At 57.0% G+C, this 16,321-nt stretch carries 16 protein-coding genes; 1 reads left to right on the top strand and 15 read right to left on the bottom strand.

Annotated elements, in window-relative coordinates; all coding sequences use genetic code 11:
- Positions 1-917: 917 nt before the first annotated feature.
- The 5 genes from FH08_RS0108300 to FH08_RS0108275 all read right to left on the bottom strand — a co-directional run bounded on the left by FH08_RS0108300 (position 918) and on the right by FH08_RS0108275 (position 6,699).
- Positions 918-2,402 (bottom strand): hypothetical protein, encoded by a 1,485-nt coding sequence (locus tag FH08_RS0108300; RefSeq protein ID WP_051887921.1) that lies wholly within the window; start codon positions 2,400-2,402, stop codon positions 918-920.
- 511 nt (positions 2,403-2,913) lie between these two features.
- The gene (locus tag FH08_RS0108290; RefSeq protein ID WP_031357889.1) at positions 2,914-3,942 is read right to left on the bottom strand and encodes a DUF1254 domain-containing protein; all 1,029 of its coding nucleotides are present in this window, start codon (positions 3,940-3,942) and stop codon (positions 2,914-2,916) included.
- A gap of 68 nt (positions 3,943-4,010) precedes the next feature.
- Positions 4,011-5,426 carry a DUF1254 domain-containing protein gene (locus tag FH08_RS0108285; protein WP_031357888.1) on the bottom strand — a complete coding sequence of 472 codons (1,416 nt, stop codon included), beginning with the start codon at positions 5,424-5,426 and terminating at the stop codon, positions 4,011-4,013.
- Positions 5,427-5,745: 319 nt separating this feature from the next.
- On the bottom strand, positions 5,746-6,291 hold the full coding sequence (locus FH08_RS0108280; RefSeq protein ID WP_031357887.1) for a toxin: 546 nt from the start codon (positions 6,289-6,291) through the stop codon (positions 5,746-5,748).
- 216 nt (positions 6,292-6,507) lie between these two features.
- Positions 6,508-6,699 (bottom strand): hypothetical protein, encoded by a 192-nt coding sequence (locus FH08_RS0108275; RefSeq protein WP_031357886.1) that lies wholly within the window; start codon positions 6,697-6,699, stop codon positions 6,508-6,510.
- Positions 6,700-6,816: 117 nt separating this feature from the next.
- Between FH08_RS0108275 and FH08_RS0108270 the strand changes: the two genes are divergently transcribed.
- Positions 6,817-7,260 carry a cupin domain-containing protein gene (locus FH08_RS0108270; protein WP_051887919.1) on the top strand — a complete coding sequence of 148 codons (444 nt, stop codon included), beginning with the start codon at positions 6,817-6,819 and terminating at the stop codon, positions 7,258-7,260.
- Between the two features lie 272 nt (positions 7,261-7,532).
- Here the strand turns inward: FH08_RS0108270 and FH08_RS0108265 are convergent, their stop codons facing one another.
- The 10 genes from FH08_RS0108265 to FH08_RS0108215 all read right to left on the bottom strand — a co-directional run bounded on the left by FH08_RS0108265 (position 7,533) and on the right by FH08_RS0108215 (position 16,274).
- The gene (locus FH08_RS0108265; protein ID WP_031357884.1) at positions 7,533-8,156 is read right to left on the bottom strand and encodes an FMN-dependent NADH-azoreductase; all 624 of its coding nucleotides are present in this window, start codon (positions 8,154-8,156) and stop codon (positions 7,533-7,535) included.
- A gap of 49 nt (positions 8,157-8,205) precedes the next feature.
- Positions 8,206-8,439, bottom strand: a complete 234-nt coding sequence (locus FH08_RS0108260; RefSeq protein ID WP_031357883.1) for a glutathione binding-like protein — start codon at positions 8,437-8,439, stop codon at positions 8,206-8,208.
- A gap of 31 nt (positions 8,440-8,470) precedes the next feature.
- On the bottom strand, positions 8,471-8,947 hold the full coding sequence (locus FH08_RS0108255) for a hypothetical protein (RefSeq protein WP_031357882.1): 477 nt from the start codon (positions 8,945-8,947) through the stop codon (positions 8,471-8,473).
- A gap of 651 nt (positions 8,948-9,598) precedes the next feature.
- Positions 9,599-9,931 (bottom strand): cupin domain-containing protein, encoded by a 333-nt coding sequence (locus FH08_RS0108250; RefSeq protein WP_031357881.1) that lies wholly within the window; start codon positions 9,929-9,931, stop codon positions 9,599-9,601.
- 398 nt (positions 9,932-10,329) lie between these two features.
- The gene (locus FH08_RS0108245; RefSeq protein ID WP_031357880.1) at positions 10,330-10,740 is read right to left on the bottom strand and encodes a DUF6632 domain-containing protein; all 411 of its coding nucleotides are present in this window, start codon (positions 10,738-10,740) and stop codon (positions 10,330-10,332) included.
- A gap of 564 nt (positions 10,741-11,304) precedes the next feature.
- Positions 11,305-11,727, bottom strand: a complete 423-nt coding sequence (locus tag FH08_RS0108235; RefSeq protein WP_031357878.1) for an amino acid-binding protein — start codon at positions 11,725-11,727, stop codon at positions 11,305-11,307.
- Positions 11,728-12,014: 287 nt separating this feature from the next.
- On the bottom strand, positions 12,015-12,917 hold the full coding sequence (locus FH08_RS0108230) for a sterol desaturase family protein (protein ID WP_031357877.1): 903 nt from the start codon (positions 12,915-12,917) through the stop codon (positions 12,015-12,017).
- Between the two features lie 109 nt (positions 12,918-13,026).
- A complete protein-coding gene (locus FH08_RS0108225; protein WP_031357876.1) occupies positions 13,027-13,731 on the bottom strand; it encodes a LytR/AlgR family response regulator transcription factor in 705 nt (234 codons plus the stop codon).
- Positions 13,719-14,801, bottom strand: coding sequence for a sensor histidine kinase (locus FH08_RS0108220; RefSeq protein WP_051887918.1), 1,083 nt, complete (start codon positions 14,799-14,801; stop codon positions 13,719-13,721). Before FH08_RS0108220 ends, FH08_RS0108225 begins: the two co-directional genes overlap by 13 nt.
- A 174-nt stretch (positions 14,802-14,975) precedes the next feature.
- Positions 14,976-16,274, bottom strand: coding sequence for an L-fuconate dehydratase (locus tag FH08_RS0108215; RefSeq protein ID WP_031357874.1), 1,299 nt, complete (start codon positions 16,272-16,274; stop codon positions 14,976-14,978).
- Between the last annotated feature and the right edge of the window lie 47 nt (positions 16,275-16,321).

The raw sequence follows: 16,321 nt of genomic DNA, 5'->3' as shown, positions 1-16,321 counted from the left end.
AGTTGTGGCTGTCCTTGCCCAGCTTCGCTTCAATCTCGTTCAGACGCCTCACCAAATCAATGATGAGCGCGTCTTTCTGCTCGTCCGTTAGATTTTTAAGGTTGGGCACAAATGTCATCTCCGAATCATGCCGAGCTTCGCAGCAGTTTACAAGTGCTGACTAGTTACGAAAAAAACAGGAATGCTGCCTTATGGGATGGATGAAAATTCTTTTGGAATGGGAAACACGGTTTACCTATATAACCCAGATAATTTTCCGGGAATGGATGAAATAAAAAATAAGTCCCAGAAATTGAACATCAAATCCATAGACCCGATGCACACGTTATTTAACACGTACGATCTAGTGATAGACGGGGTAACCTACGTACTAGCTGTGGCAAGCTTGCCGCCGGCGGACTACGATACGTTTTAAACGCGTAGATCGCTCCGATGGAAAGAACGAATAGGATCGACCGGCGCTGATTAGGTAACGAGTCATAGCCGAAAGCAGCGATAGCGTGCATCCATCCACTGATCGGATTTTCACGGATTGGCGACGATCTTCATAGCGATGTCGAAGGGCCGAAGATGGCCGATCCCGGTCCGACAGCAGTCCCGCGGTGGGGTTCACCGATCATCCATCCCCATCTAGCAGAAGTCGATCCCTTCCTGTCGTTCGGAACAGCCTTGCCGCGAGGTCCTTTTCGGGAGCACTACGACGAGGTTTGATTGAGTGGCCGAGATGAAATCTCCGCTGGCCAAGGCAAAGCAGGTGTTCGAGTGTCAGGGGGAAAGCCTGGGGCGTCGCCGCTTATGGCCGATGCCGTCGGACCGGACATAATCAACTATTTCACTTTGTCGACACGACACGATAGCTTCGCGCACTGTCGACAACAACGTCGCCCAGACAGAGGAGCCCGTCATCTGCCCGTTGTTCAATTTGTCGACGACAGCATTCTATTGTCTCGAATCCGGTACCCGCGCGGAGCAACAGCCGACAAAAACGACGTATATGGCGCCTCGGCGATTTGCTCAAAACTCGTCCGAACACTTTCCGTACTCGGTGCGGTGACTGTACGGTCGGTATTCGCTGCCGCCCTTATAAGGATCGCAGCGTCCTCAAGTGTTTTTGAGGCGCGAGTCATTCGCTCATCGTCTTGGGTCTTGTAAGTCGTTTGCGCGTTTGCCTTCCCATCACTAGCAGCCTGCTGCCCCTCGGCCCGGTCGGTGCGCGCCTTTTGAGCATCATCCTCGCCATTAAGCGTGTCGACCAATTGACGAATGGCCTGAGCTTCAACGAGCCCTAGGGGCACGAGTGCGCCAGCACTGGGACCGAGCTGGCGCCGAACTACAGCCTGCGACGCCAGGTACAGAATGAAGTCGAATTCCAGTCCAGTTCTGACCGCCAGCAACACCGGGTCTTTCGATTCGAGCTGACCTATCGAGGAGATGCCCTCCGCTGCCAGCAGGGAACTGGTTCTCACGGTCACACCTTCGAGACTAAGAAGCTGGTCGGGAACCTGCCTGGTGTCGCCAGTCTGAATTTGGCCCATCGTAATTCGGCGAAGCAACTTCTGAATTTCTTCTATCGGAAATGCTCCCAGGCCGAACGCGACGAGGGTGTGAGAATCGGTAGTTGCCCCGCTAAAATTGCCGACCGCGACTCCCAAAGGTATCGCGATAAGGAGCCTCAACGCATACCAATAGACATCCGCAATATTAAGAGTGTTTTGTCGGACTGAGTTAACACCGTCCCCGACAGCAAACATGTAAGCACCCGCCATTGCCGCTGTCGCAAGATTAGGGTTTGCTCCGAATACCAGGCACTGATTCGAAGTTGCCCCGAACTGCCTTGCGCATCCCCAAAGCCAGGAAACCAAGGCTGCGTTAGCAAACGATATAACTAACAGCAGGATAAATGGCGTCATAAACGCCTTGATACCGTATTGCTCATCGTATATTTTGAGAAAAAGCTCGCCCGATTTGTCCCGTGTCGGCCGAGTGGTCCTGATATCCCGGGAGACCCTACCGGTGTTTTGGTCAGTCAACTCGCTGAAATCTATCTGTTCGACCGTCGCACGCCTTAGCCAGTAACGGTCAAGATAGCAAAGAAGAGCCCCGTCCGATAATCGATTCCGGAACTCGTTGCGCCTGACATACCATTGCTTTGTCAAGAAAGTGATAAAGGGAGCCGCACCCAGAACAACGACAATCGCCGAAAGGAGGACCGCTCGAGTGAACTCGTTTCCCCGCAACTGAACGACGAGAAGTAGAAACAAACAGCCGGCTGCCCAGCCGACCACGACTAGCGCGCATAGCCATCTAAACCGTATCAGCTTGCTGTCCGGCTCCCTTTTATCGACTTCGGAAAGCAAATCGGGTGGCGCGTTAGCAAGATCCGTCACTGGCATGTCCGACATTGCTTTGCTCTCCCCCTGCAAAAAGTGAAGGTTGGAACCCAGCCAGCGTTGCTTTACTCAGAAAATATCCGCTACGTAAGTTAGATGACAGCGCATAACGCCGTCGCTTAATCATAGGCGATAAAAACCCCACAGCAAATACACCAGTCTGAGCGCGCAGCCCGCCGTAGCAACGATTAGCGCATGCCGCAGCGGGACTTAGTGATGCTAAGCACTTTGACCGGTCGACGAACGTCAGCCATCTGAGTGAAGCGGACCATGTAACGTCCGCCTGAATGTGCGGTCGAACAGCTGTTCATGGCCGATCCCGGTCCGACGTTGAACTGGCGAAGTGGGCCGCCAATGATAGGTCCGCGTCGGGCAGAAGTCGACCCAATGGCGACGATCGTCGAATCCTGCTGAACGGCAGCTCCACCCGCCGGGTTCGGACATTCATTGGCGCCACTCGCAGGATTGATCCAAACGATCGTTCGCAGTGAGACCGCGCGGTCGCCGAAAAGGCTGACCAGCATTAGTTGGCAAGCTGAGGCTGCGGGACGATCCATTTTCCATTGAGAATTTCAGCACGTGGACGATAAAGGCGGAGCGTGTAGTTCCAGCCGTTCATTGTCGGCAAGCAGTTCGGAACCTTGCCATCGCACCCACCGAACTGGACGGTAACAGAGCCGTCTGCATCCTTTTTCGATGTGATGTTATTCAGCGAATAGGCGTTGTACTCGTTCTTCTGAAAGAAACCATCCGCGTTGTACAGGCTGATAGACCAAAAGCCATCCACCGGCACGTCCTTGACGTGGAGCTTATAGATGGTGGTCCCGTCGTTTTTGGGAGGTGTGAAGTTCAGATAGATTGCATCTTTCCTCGGATTTCCGCCCCAGGTCGTGGCTGCGGCGACCAATCGCTGAACAGGATCAACCTCGCCCTTCATTCCGAATGCGTGACTGGTGTCGGTCATGGTTGTACCAAGCACGATCAATGCGTCACGCACCTTCTTCTGGCTGACAGGATCCCATTTAGGCACCTCGAAAGTGCCTGATGACTTTTGCTCGACCTTCACCGCATCCTGCAAGGCATGCACCTTCTGCATGTCTGCCGGGTCGTTGGGATCGACTAGCGTTCTGATTCCCACCAGCACATAACGCGTACCGATCTGCTTTTTGGTGAGGGTATGCCTTCCCGGCGTGTAGATCGCCGGGAGAGAATACTCGTCCGCGCTGATCGCCTGCATTGACATGAAGCGGTGGCCAGCGTTGGGAAGCGTGATGGTCACAGGGCCCGCGTCCAGGTCAAAGACCGCAGCGGAATAAAGCGTGTCGCGGTTCTGGCGAATGATGGTCTGTGCATCGACCGGTGACAGTTCGCGATGATGTTCGAACTTTCCGAAGCCGTTCTCCTTCGTAGCCACGGCTGCCAGATACATGTCCGACTCGGCGCGAATGAAGTTATTCACGGTTACCGGTACTGTCGTATTCGCTGGAGACTGCTGCGCGGCCGCAGTGCCTGTAGAGAAGAGAAGCACGGTGAACATGGTCGAAATTTTCATATCTGCCCTTCGGTATCTATGAGTTCGAATATGTCGCGAATAGCGGCATCGAGCGCTCCCCAACCCAGTCACTGGGGGGCGACTTTCGCGACGTCCGGCAGCACCCATTGCTTGTCGAATAAAGCCTTCGTCGGCGCGTAAAGCCGGAACATCAATTCGAACTTGCGAGCGGGGTCAGTTGGCACCCAGTTGCTATCTTTCCCGGTCGGAGCTTGCGGGCCGAAGAAGATGTCAATTGAGCCGTCTGCGTTCTTTTGCAACTCGGGAATCTGCGAAGAGCGGCTCGCGCGCGGCATATTGCGTATCAGTGCATGCGTCTGCCGATCATAGGCGGTCACCGACCAATATTGCCTGACTGGAGCGTCAGCCGGGACCCGCAGCCGATAGGACTTGCTTCCATCAAAGGAATCGCCGTCCTTGTCCCTAATGGAGATGAGATACATCTGCCCGGCGCCGAGGTGCTTGATACCGACAAAGGCATAGCTGTAAGACAGGCCGCGCGCGTCAACCGGGTACGAATTCGGATCGGAGAATGAGTTCGCCGCGGCTTTCACCAGTTCGGGAACGGCCGGAACCGTCCAGCGGCTGGTTTCCGAAAAGAACGGTGGCAGGCCCGCGTCGTACTCCTGTTCCAGCAACGCCCCGGCCGCGCGTGCAGCCGTATCGAGTTGCTTCGTTGTGGCGTCGCCCGGATTGAACGGCTTACCCTTTTCTATGCCGAGGGACTTGAGTTGATCAATCATGATGCGGTCGCGGTCAAGCCAAGGCTCAGCTTGTACGAACCGATTCAGATGCTCAAAAAAGCTCGCATCGTAGTGGATCGTTGAGTCGAAGATGACGTCCTTGGCATCAGTGAATACCGTAGCTGGCGGATTGGCGGCTTGCGCGAGCGGATATACCTTGACCCTTTTACCGTAGGCTACTGACCGCTCAACATCGGCATCACCATGACTATGCAGATTCGAACGAATGAGCGCATAGCCGCCAAAAGTATCGGAACGCAAAACAATGTAGCCAGCAGGCACTTTGCCGGTGTACCCCGGAGGCAGTATGAGAAACTTTCCCCCGGCACCTTTGTCCACCCCTAGCAGGCCAGCATCTTCGAGCGGCACCTGCCAGGCGGTGACGATATTGCCGTTGAACGATCCGCTTTTGTTCCCCGGAGGCAGGTCGAGGACGATCGGCCCATCTTTCGTATCGAAGAAGGCCATAAAGTAGATCGCATCTGGATTGGGGGTCAGCGTCTGATTCTTCCAGTCAAGAGGGTGCCCCCAGTAGACGACCCCATTCACCTTGCCGTCCGTCTTACTAAGCATTTCCTGAAGCATGAGGTCGTAATTGACCGCAGGCATGCCCCAGATCACTGCCTCCACCGCGCGGTTTTTGACCAGTTGACCATCAGACTCATCGGGCGAACGGGTTTGGCTCGAAGCGGGGCTTATGAAAAAAAGAACCGAGCAAACCACAACGACAAATCTAAACATCGCTGCCTCCGCGCAATATCGGGTAGGTCGACGCCGTGTTGGCTGTGCACCAATGGCATTTGACACCGATAACCGTTTTCGGTCGTCCGGTCAACAATCGAGCCTCAACCGTGGCGAAGCGGGCGCCGCTCGGGAATGACCGCATCTCACTTCTCAGCGGTCTTTGGTTGCCTTCGAGCGAAGGGCGCTTGTTGGCCGAGATGGAATGGACACCGACCTCCCTTCGGTGAGGTGGGCATGATTGAGGGCCGAACCCGGTCCCATACCGAAATTCCGTGCTGGACCCATCGCTACATCTACCAAGCCGTGAAACGCAAGCTTACTCATGGTTTCGGGTCTTGTCGGGCATGCAGGACTTCAGGAATTCTTTGGCCTCCGACGGTCGGGTAATCTCCGTCCATTGCAGATGAGCATAGTGTGGGTCTTCCCGGAGTTTGGCGAACTTGATGCGGTTCTTCGCGAACGTCGTGTATGACCACAGAAGTATCGAGTCGCGGGATAAAAATGCCATACGCAGCGACTCACGATTTCCGTGTGAAAGGCGGGTGCGCAGGATTCCCCGGCTAATGGTACGGCAGAGCAAACGGGGGAAGACGGTGGTGCGGCCAAAATTCAGCCAGACGACATGCGTGGCACGAGACCAGAGCAGATCGCGTACGGCACTATAGTTGCCGTCTGTCACCCAGCACTCTCCGGCAGTGGATTCCCGAACCGGGTTTTCGAAGCTTGAATGTGGAACGGGCTGCCATTCAGGGCCCCAATAAAGCTGGTCGAGTTCGATGTAAGGACAGTCCATGATCCTTGCCAATGCTTGAGCCAAGGTGGACTTTCCCGCTCCGCTTGTTCCGACAATGAGAAAACGCATGGACATCGGGCCTCGGGCCTCGCTTCGGGCGGATTATTTTATATCGTGACCTTATTTGATGTGCTGCCATTGTTGACGATCTGGCAGCTACCGTCGGCTGTCTCTTTGTGGCCTACATCTGCCGATATCGCATATCCTCACCGGAGAACAAGGCCGCTCCCCGGGAGGGCACGGAGCTGCTTTCAATGTTCAGCTATGCCTTGCTTGGCGAGGCCGTCAAGATATCGAGCCGCGCGCCTTGTATCCCAGATCTTCCGGCTCTTCGTAGACCCGCTCAACGTCTTCGGCGAGATACAGGCTGGCGGCAAAATCGAAGTGCTTATCCGCCTTGATCGTAACGAAGGGATTGGCCTTTTTTGCCCCAAACAACGTACCCCAGCGTTCGTCCTCAGCGATACATTCGATCATCGGGACGCACGGGACATGGTCAATAAAGGATGACCGTTTTCTGACAGTGCGCGGGTGTATTCTGCCGTCGTATGCTCGCAATTTCACCGACGTCGGCGCTCATTGTCTGGAGAAGCGATGAACACTAGCACACACAGGCCTGACACCCTTACCTGCCAACTGGTGCAAGCTGGCCCAGAGTTCGAGGGGAAGCAAGGGCTGACCTACGCTGTAGGTATCTCAGCTCAGAGTGCAGGATCGAAGCATATGCATCTTCAGCTTGCAACAATTCCACCAGGTGCCCGTGCCAAAGCCCATCTTCATGCGGAACATGAGACGGCCATCTATCAGCTGAGCGGCGTCTCGGGGTGCTGGTATGGCGAACGATTGGAGCACCATGCGACGGTTCGGGCCGGAGATTTCTTCTACATCCCCGCGGGGGTGCCGCATGTTCCGTACAACGTGAGCGCGGATGAGCCTTGCGTCGCGGTGATCGCCCGAACGGATCCCAACGAACAGGAAAGCGTCACGATGCGGCCAGATCTTGATGCCTTACCTGACTGGTCGCGCGTTACGCCTTGACCGCTCTATTTGCGATGTGTGCAACGGAGCCGTCGCACGACGACGCATCACCACGTCGTCCCTGATCAGAGCAGACAAGCATCTGGCACTGCATGTGCCATTCGAAGGCATGCGACCCATTTCGACCCGCTCCAGCCGTTCGACACCAGGGGCCGCGAGGACCGCTTTCACGGTCCAACGATCATTCCGGCCTTCTTGCTTATTTCAAAGCAGCAATCGCGTTCGTCGAATCAGGACGCGCGGATGGATGGAAGGAAAACGGCAATCCCTGCCTACAAACCGCGAGCAAGCTCGCGAGCTTTTTCGCTGGCCTCATTGCGGGATGCATGGTCCTGCTCGGGGCCTAGCAATGTTTTTTCGACACTGATCACCCGTACGTCGGTGATTCCAACCATACGCGACCACATGGTCAGATAGGTGGTCTGAAAGTCGAACTGCTCCGGTGGAAAATCCGCTCCAAGCCCAACGCCTCGCGCCGCGATCGTGACGACTGTCCTTCCGCCAAGCAGGCCGTTCAATCCTCTTTCGTCGAATGAAAACAGCACGTCCTTCTGCGATATGACATCGATCAGATGCTTGAGGCGATACGGGATGCCGAAATTCCACATGGGTACGCTGAAGAGAATGACGTTTGCCTGTCGGAACCGTTCGGCAAGCGTTGTGACGATGCGCCACGCGTCGGCCTGCGCGGGATCGAGCGGCCGGCCCTCGATGCCCGCGTATTTTGCTTCGAGCACCGGCCCGTCGAAAACGGGCAGGTCGATTTCCCAGACGTTCAGTTCGTCGACTGTCCCGTCGGGATGTCGCTCCTTCCAGGCTTCAGTGAAGGTGTTAGCGACCTGCCGAGAGGCTGAGCGCCCTGTGCGTGGCGAACCAATCACGTGAAGAAGATGCATAAGTCCTCGCAAAAGCTAAGTTGGATAAGGGGCGATTTCCGCCGCGAAGTCATGTCAGCATCTGCGTCAAGTCGGGATCGCCCTTTGTCATCGCGCGCTGATATCCGGCCCGTCTGCCGATGCGCTGAAGATACTCCAGTATGTTCGGATATGTCGCGAGATCAACAGGATGAAACAGGCGCATCGTGGTGAGCGAAAAGACGCTCATGATGTCGGCCGCGGTAAACATGCTTCCAGCGAGATAGTCGTTCTGTGCAAGCCGCGCTTCGATCAGCGCGAGCACCTTGGATAGTTGATATTACTTTCACAGATCGTCAAGCACGCGCTTTCTTTGGCGAGAACCAGCCCCTACTTTTGGGCAGCAACAACAGCAAAGCAGCCACTACTTCGGCAATGAGCCAATAACTACTTTTTAATACAGGGAAAAATGGGATGTGGTAAGTAAATGATAGGTATGCCTGGTATATAAACGCTGCTGCCAACAGAGTTGATATAATCGCCACTACAATTCGCGCCCAATTTTTTCGCGTTGCTAACTTAAAAGCCAAAAATACTTGTAGAACAGCAAACGCGAAGCCGGCTGCTAAAATCCCTATTACTAGCATGTGGACGGTATCGACTGGAATTTTAGACGCGGAAATTGAATCTCTGATAATTTTCTCTGTAAAAATAGCATGCATCACAAGGTAGAGAGTCAGTAAAGACGCAACCCAGTAAATCAAGATCGCAATTTTTGCAAGAACAGGGGCATCTTTTGTTTCGATTAAGCCAGTTCCAAGATTATCTTTCATTATCCTGACACCTCTTTAGCCAATGAATCACATTGAATTGTAATTTCCGAAAAAGACGGACTGCATTGTTTCTGATTTCAAGTCCAGCGCGCAGTAAAATTCATTCTGCATCTAGCAGTTAAGAATAGAGTTCAGCATAACGGCCAACGTTGGTCAAGGCAACAATTGTTAAGCCGGCGAATGACCATTTGAAACTGGCCACTGGCGGATGCAAACTACTGCGCCGCATGAATCTCGCAAGCCCCAATCGATAGCGAGCGAGCCGGCACGTATCTCCAATTCGTCCGGAATCGGGAATCCATTCAGTTCGAAAGCTACAATCGAATTTCAAGAAAAATACGTTTTCATTCGGGCAACGTGCATAACGGCTTGCAAAAAAATGAATCCGCTAATGTCTCTGATGATTACCGATTCCATCCGCGCTCTATTTTCTTCGACTTTGAGTCAACTGCCGACGATCCAGGAGTAGAGGTCGAACGCCTCATGCCGGCCGCACTCGGAAATAAAAGGTCAGCGCCACTACGCACGGCTACCAACCCAGGCCGAGAGCGAAATCAGAGGCCGACTTTCACTAACTGCGGCCCTGGACAACACCTCGGCGCTCTGAACTCTCGACGGTGGACAAATGCGACGGATGAATCGGCGCTCGATTCAGCGTTCGTGATAGATCGCAAGCCAGACGGTTTGCTCTTTGGCATGCGTCCAGGCAACGCGATGTCGGCAATGCGGCTCGATCAGCACGTAGTCGCCGGGACGCATGTCGTGCAGCGTCGAGTCGTCTTCGAACTCGAGCACGGCTGCGCCCGACAGCAGTGCAACCCACTCGGCGCGCGAGTCGTCGTACCAGAACCCTTCGGGACTCGTGTGTCCCATGGATACGATCCGCTCCACGTTAAGGCGCTGCCCCGTGATGAGCATGTCGATGCGCTCTTCGCCGCCGTGCTTCGCTTCGAAGCTGAACAGGTTACCCGATTGAAGTTGCATGGCTCGACCTCACGTTAGCCTTCACGTCACACGCGCAAGACCGTCGAGCAGCGTCGGGCGCAGCTCACTGATCGCTGGATGGATACGCTTTGCAACTGTAGCGCATAAGAATCAGTAAAGAGGACTGGCCGATGCCGGCGGCAAATGAGCCATTGCAGTGACCGGTCTTTCAATCAATCGGGCGATCGGAGATGGCCAAACTCCGTCCGCCCGTTCGTCATGTACGACCGGGCGAGTCCGTTCGGAGTTGCGCACTTTCGACGGCACGGTCCGCTCGCCTTTTCAATGACTCCGTCACGCGGAAGTCTCGACAGTGACAGCGGTTTGCGAAAAGCCGGACGAAATGAGATGGCCGGTTTTACTAACTGGGGCGCCGCACAACATCTCGGCTACCTAAGCTAGAGGGGCGTATGTGTGCGCGCTTTGTCGCCGCGCGGCGTGAAAAAAGCCAGCGCCGCCGCGACGATAAACAACGCGGGTACATCGCCGAATAAATGGCCGACATGGCGTGCCCCGTCCATCTCGACGCCGAAGGACTGCACGGCCATGATCGCGCCGTGCACGACGCTCGACCACACCGTGAACCAAATCAGGCTCAGATGTTTCATCGGATCGCGCGATGCCATTAGCAGGAACACGCCGAGCGTCGCGTAGATGCCGACGATCATCAGCGGGTAGTCGGAATGACCGCTGTGCCACGTCCAACCGGACGGCCACAGGAACATCAGCGGCCAGATCGCGAACACGGCGATCAGACCCACAACGATCAAAACGATGCGCAAGCCGGCGAGTCGTTGGGTATCGTTCATGCGGCCTCCTTAGTGCATTGAGTCTGTGGGACACGATACTCCCGTGCGCCGCTTTGGAGAGCAATTGTTGGCGATCGTGGCGCTGGCAGCGAATGTCGGAGCGTGGCTGTGTAGAGCCAACTGTTGTTTAGGACGCTGTCGGCACGAGGCCTGTGCGATGAGCTCGCGCAAGTCGTAGGGGTTGCCCTACGCGAATGCGTAGGGCGAGAATCAACGGATCTCGACGCCCATCTGGCGGCTGGTCTGCTCTTGGCGACGTGGACCGTGGGCCTCGTCCAAGCTCACCGGACCTTTCGACAGAATCGAGATACAGAGGAAGCGAAAGCGGCTTTTCTGGCTATTGTTGATAAGGGAACCATCGGTGTGAAAGCTGCAATGGCAGGCACGCTTTTAACCTGACGTCGCAATCTCTGAGAAGTAGTTCGGGCGAACGAATCCTTCTGGCCGGATTGAAACCCGGCCGCAAAGTCTTTCTGGCAGACGTAATTGTCTCGTCCGAACTCCCCCGAGTCGCCCGACGAGCCATCGCCGGTGACAGAACGCTCGTGGGCCGACACGCGCGCTTCAGGCCCTCTGAAGAATATCCACCGCTTTTTCGGCGTCATCCAACGAGTCGATGGCGAGATAAGCAATGAACTGTGTGCCGAGTACAGCGGCGGATAAACCGCGGAGGTTGATCCCCTCGTCTGCCAGCATCTGGGACATTTGCGCAATGGCCCCCAACTGGTCCAAACCCATTACACGGACGGAGTAAAGGCTCGTTGTGATGCTGAATCCCACCTGTGTCGCGGCGCGGATCTCCCGTTCCCCCTGCAGCGGTGCGACAAAAACGACGCCCTTATCCGGTGCTTCCGGCGTGCGTCGCGCGACGACGAACTGCAAGTCCACGGCAGCATCGCGTAAAGCGCTTAATACTTGCGCCAGTCCGCCCGGTTTGTCCTCGATGGTCGCTGCCCAGACATCGACGCGTTCTACGCTCAGTTCCATGGCCGTCCCTCCCGCCTGATGCCTCTCTCAATGAAAATCTAGTTCACCAAGTGCGCGCAAGCAAGGCCCGCAGCGAATACCGAACCCGCGGGACCGGCACCGTCAGGTTTCATGCAATGCAGCACGGGCACTGTGCGGCCAGGAAACCACCCGCGGCAGCTCCTCCAGCGCAGTCAACGGTCGTTTATCTCTTCGAGTCCGCCGGCAGGTCGCCGGCCAAACCGCGATGGCGCGCCTCGCTAGTCCTTGAACGTCGCCACCGATTGCACCGCCGCGCTGTTTAGCGCCTATTGTTGTCCCGCTATGAACGACTGTTGAACAGCACGGCGCCTTAGATCTTCGGTAGTTTCCCCTTTGTTATCGGGTCGCCAGCCGGGCGGATTGATTGCATAGCCACACGCCTCGCCTATCGAACGCGCTGATAAAAGATCGCGCAAGAACGCTCGCCAGTGTTCGAACTCGATAGTCAGCAAGTTGTAGGTCATCATCGGCTGGACCAGACCGAAGCGACACGGCACGGTGCGTTTTTCCGCGATGTAGGTACCAAATAGCCGATCGAACACGATCAGCACTCCGCCATAGTTTCCATCAAGGTAGTCGAGGTTGGATGCGTGATGCACGCGGTGCGCAGAAGGCGTGTTGAGAATCCATTCAAGCGGCCCGAGCCGTGGAATCCAGGTTACGTGCAGCCAGAACTGGTAGAGCAGGTTGAGCGAAAGCAGCATCAGCACGATCTGGGGCGGCATGCCGAATAGCGGCGCGAGCACGAAAAACAGCAGCGATCCTGTAAGACGGCCAGTCCAGCCAATACGGTACGCGGCGCTGAGGTTCAACTGGTTCGGCGAATGGTGGACGGCGTGGGTGCACCAGAACCAACGCGTCCGATGCGCCGCACGGTGGTACCAGTAATAGCAGAACTCCTGACCAATGAAACACGCCAGCCATCCGCTCCAATGATTCATCGGCAAAGTCCAGAGCCTGTGCCGCCAGAACCAGTTCATCCCTTCGTTCCAGAACGCGAGCGGCAGTATCCAGTGCAATGGATATTCACGAAAGAGAAAGTCCGACACGGACACACCAGTTGCCTTCCAGTCATAGCCGCGTCGAATGGTAAGCACCACAGCCTCGATCAATGAAGCGACGAGGATCAGGACGTTTGCGTATTTGAGCAGGGTGAGCAATGCAGCCATGGCCGGACCATCCATAGGGTGATTCCAGCCAGCGTAAGTTGACGTCCATCGAGCCGCAATCGATGTGGGATGAACCGGGTCTGCCGTGGGGCAGATGGGGCGCGCGGCGCTAGGGCCGCAGCCGTTGCATCAAAGTTTCCCGATGCTGCCGGCTGCAGGGCACCTCGGCGCCGCTGCGCAGCAGGACTGTCGCATCGCCTTTTCCCCGTGGCCGCACGGCGAGCACGGCGGCCAGCGCCACCGCGGCGCCTCGGTGCGTGCGGACAAATGCGGGAGCGAGGTCATTGAGCAAGGCGGCCAGCGTGCGTCGTATCAGCAGGCTTCGCCCGGGGAGATGGAGGTTGACGTAGTTGTCGGCAGCCTCCAGCCATTCGATATCCACGCAGCGCACCACATGCGTTGTCCCGCGATCGGCGACTATCAGATGCGCGGGCATGCCGACGCTCGGGCGAACCGCACCGCGGACGGCGCCTCGCAAGCGCAGCACGGTGCGTGCGAGGCGCTCCGGCTCGACCGGTTTCAACAGGTAATCGGCTGCCTGGGCGTCGAATGCCCGCACCGCATACTGGTCGAACGCGGTCACGAATACCAGCGCTGGAGCGTCGTCCGGCAGCGAGGCCGCCACGTCGAAACCGTCGATTTCGGGCATCTGTACGTCGAGGAAGATCACGTCGGGCTGCAACTGCGCAGCTAGCGTCAGCGCTGCTGCACCGTCGGCGGCTTCGCCTATCACCTCGATATCGGGAAACGCCTGAAGCATGCGCAGCAGCTTGCTGCGTGCGAGTGCCTCGTCGTCCACAATCAGTGCGCGCACGGCAGGCTCACCCCAACGATCAGGCCACCGCCAGATCGCAATCGCAATTCGAGACTCGCCTGCGTGCCGTACAACGATTGCAGACGGCGCTCGAGGTTGCCAAGACCCACGCCGCGCTTGTCAGGAAGGCTCTGCAGATCTCCGTCATCCTCAATCTCGATCTGCAGCCGGCTCACGCTACGCGTGATGCGTATAGCGATGTGCGTCAACGCGCTGCGTTTTTCGACGACATGGTGGAAGCAGTTTTCCAGCAGCGGTTGAAGTCCGAGCGTGGGGACGCGGCAATCCTGTGCGTTGGCATCGATTTCCCATGAAATCCGGACGCGATCGGCGAAACGCTGGACCATGATGTCCGCATAGGCGTGAAGCAGCGTCAGTTCATCGGCGAGTGATTGTTCGGGGCGCTGGCTCGCGTCGGTGGCGGCGCGCAACAATGTCGCCAGACGGGTGAGCAGGATGTCGGCTGCGTCGGGGTCGCTGTGGATCAGCGATGAAACGGTGTTCAGCGCGTTAAACAGAAAGTGCGGTTGCAGTTGCTGTGTCAGCTGGGCGAGTTGGGCCTGCTTCGCCAGGTTCGCCTGTTTTTCGACGGCCAACCGCTCGTCGACCCACGCCCCGTAGGACCGAACGCCGAAAGAGATGCCGATGAACAACGCATAGAACACGATGAAGCTTGTCGCTTCGTAGGCCATCACTTCGACCCACGGGCCATGCGGGTACGTGGCGCCCGCCAGTGCGTAGACGCCGATCCGCAACGCATACATTGCAGCGATGTAAGCGACCATTTGCAGCGGCATCGACGCCCAGGTGCGAAGAAACCATTGCAGGGGCTGGTTGAGAAAACGATTGCGTCGGCTCCCGCGCCTTACCTGCACCGCAATCAGCACGGTGGCTGCAAGCGCCGAGGAGCCGGTGTTGACGAGCGGGCGCCAGAACTGCGGTTTGCCTGTCCACAGGGTTTCCTGAATCCCGACAGCCAGCATGAGCAGCCAGAATCCGGCCCATGGCCACACCAGGCGCCGCCACAGGATGGTTGGATTGGGTTCGTCGAAGAGGGTGCTCGAGGGCATATACCTGGCTCATTCACGCTGTTCCTCACCCGGCTTCGATGAGCGCCGACTATGGTAGTCGTAAAAACGTGTCGTGGTACAGGGTGGACTCCGGCCTTGTGTCGAAGCGAGTTCGCATGACATTGCCAGACATTTTCGATGCGCACGAGGCGGCCGAACAATCCCCAAAGCGTCTCAGCTCCGCCAGGCCGCCCCCTCGGGAAAGTCATGTTGATCGAGCGATGCCGCGTGCATTTCGATGCTATATCCGGGAAGTTGCGGCGGCATATAACGGCCGTTTCGGATCACGACCGGATCGACGAAATGCTCATGCAGATGATCCACGTACTCGAGCACCCGGTTTTCCAGCGTCGCCGACACGCAAATATAGTCGAACAGCGAAATGTGCTGGACGTACTCGCACAAGCCGACGCCGCCCGCATGCGGGCACACGGGCACGCCGAATTTGGCCGCCATCAGCAGGACGACGATCACTTCGTTCAGACCGCCCAGGCGGCAGCTATCGATTTGGCAGAAGTCGATGGCCTGCGCCTGCAGTAATTGCTTGAACATCACCCGGTTCTGGCAATGCTCGCCCGTCGCGACGCCGATTGGCCGAATCCGCTGGCGGATGGCGGCGTGGCCGAGAATGTCGTCGGGACTCGTGGGTTCCTCGATCCACCACGGATCGAATTGCGCCAGGCGCCGCATGTTCGAGACCGCTTCATCGACATCCCATACCTGGTTCGCATCCATCATCAGCTTGCGGTTTTCGCCGATTTCTTCGCGCAGGATACGGGCTCGACGCATGTCTTCGTCTAGATTGCCGCCCACCTTCTGCTTGAAGTGCGTCCAGCCCTGCGCGACGCCTTCACGGGCAAGCCGGCGGATCTTGTCGTCGTCGTAGCCGAGCCAGCCGGCCGACGTCGTGTAGGCCGGATAGCCCTGCGCCAGCATCTCCTTTTCACGCTCGCCCCGGGTCTTTGCATGGCGGTGCAGCATGGCGATGGCTTCTTGCGGCGTGATCGCATCGGTCACGTAGCGGAAATCGAGGCAACGCACGAGCTCTTCGGGGCTCATGTCGACGAGCAGTTTCCACACCGGCTTGCCTTCCGCCTTGGCCCACAGGTCCCAGGCCGCATTAACAATAGCCGCCGTTGCCAGATGAATTGCGCCCTTGTCCGGACCAATCCAGCGCAACTGGCTGTCCGATGTCAGCGCGCGCCAGAAAGCGCCCATGTTCGCGGCGATATCCTCGAGCGTCTTGCCAATGACCAGCGGAGCAATCGCCTTTACCGCACTCACGCAGATCTCGTTGCCGCGCCCAATGGTGAAGGTCAGGCCATGGCCTGTGAATCCTTTGGGCGAATCGGTTTCGAGCGTCACGTAGGTGGCGGAGTAATCCGGCGCGGCGTTCATTGCATCGGAGCCGTCGAGTGAACGCGAGGTCGGAAACCGGATGTCCCGGACGGACAGCTTGGTGATGGTGGTCATCTGAAGCTCCTCCTCTTCTTCGACAGCTATCGACTTGCGCGTATGAA

The sequence above is a fragment of the Caballeronia sordidicola genome, assembly GCF_000729995.1.
GTDB classification, from domain to species: Bacteria; Pseudomonadota; Gammaproteobacteria; order Burkholderiales; family Burkholderiaceae; genus Caballeronia; species Caballeronia sordidicola_A.
The sequence above is the reverse complement of the archived record's forward strand: the minus strand, read 5'-3'. Positions and strand labels throughout refer to the sequence as shown.

Bases quoted from the DNA above. Each gene is read 5' to 3' on its own strand.
- FH08_RS0108300 (WP_051887921.1), bottom strand. From the start codon at position 2,402: ATGTCGGACATGCCAGTGACGGATCTTGCTAACGCGCCACCCGATTTG.
- FH08_RS0108290 (WP_031357889.1), bottom strand. From the start codon at position 3,942: ATGAAAATTTCGACCATGTTCACCGTGCTTCTCTTCTCTACAGGCACT.
- FH08_RS0108285 (WP_031357888.1), bottom strand. From the start codon at position 5,426: ATGTTTAGATTTGTCGTTGTGGTTTGCTCGGTTCTTTTTTTCATAAGC.
- FH08_RS0108280 (WP_031357887.1), bottom strand. From the start codon at position 6,291: ATGCGTTTTCTCATTGTCGGAACAAGCGGAGCGGGAAAGTCCACCTTG.
- FH08_RS0108275 (WP_031357886.1), bottom strand. From the start codon at position 6,699: ATGATCGAATGTATCGCTGAGGACGAACGCTGGGGTACGTTGTTTGGG.
- FH08_RS0108270 (WP_051887919.1), top strand. From the start codon at position 6,817: ATGAACACTAGCACACACAGGCCTGACACCCTTACCTGCCAACTGGTG.
- FH08_RS0108265 (WP_031357884.1), bottom strand. From the start codon at position 8,156: ATGCATCTTCTTCACGTGATTGGTTCGCCACGCACAGGGCGCTCAGCC.
- FH08_RS0108255 (WP_031357882.1), bottom strand. From the start codon at position 8,947: ATGAAAGATAATCTTGGAACTGGCTTAATCGAAACAAAAGATGCCCCT.
- FH08_RS0108250 (WP_031357881.1), bottom strand. From the start codon at position 9,931: ATGCAACTTCAATCGGGTAACCTGTTCAGCTTCGAAGCGAAGCACGGC.
- FH08_RS0108245 (WP_031357880.1), bottom strand. From the start codon at position 10,740: ATGAACGATACCCAACGACTCGCCGGCTTGCGCATCGTTTTGATCGTT.
- FH08_RS0108235 (WP_031357878.1), bottom strand. From the start codon at position 11,727: ATGGAACTGAGCGTAGAACGCGTCGATGTCTGGGCAGCGACCATCGAG.
- FH08_RS0108230 (WP_031357877.1), bottom strand. From the start codon at position 12,917: ATGGCTGCATTGCTCACCCTGCTCAAATACGCAAACGTCCTGATCCTC.
- FH08_RS0108220 (WP_051887918.1), bottom strand. From the start codon at position 14,801: ATGCCCTCGAGCACCCTCTTCGACGAACCCAATCCAACCATCCTGTGG.
- FH08_RS0108215 (WP_031357874.1), bottom strand. From the start codon at position 16,274: ATGACCACCATCACCAAGCTGTCCGTCCGGGACATCCGGTTTCCGACC.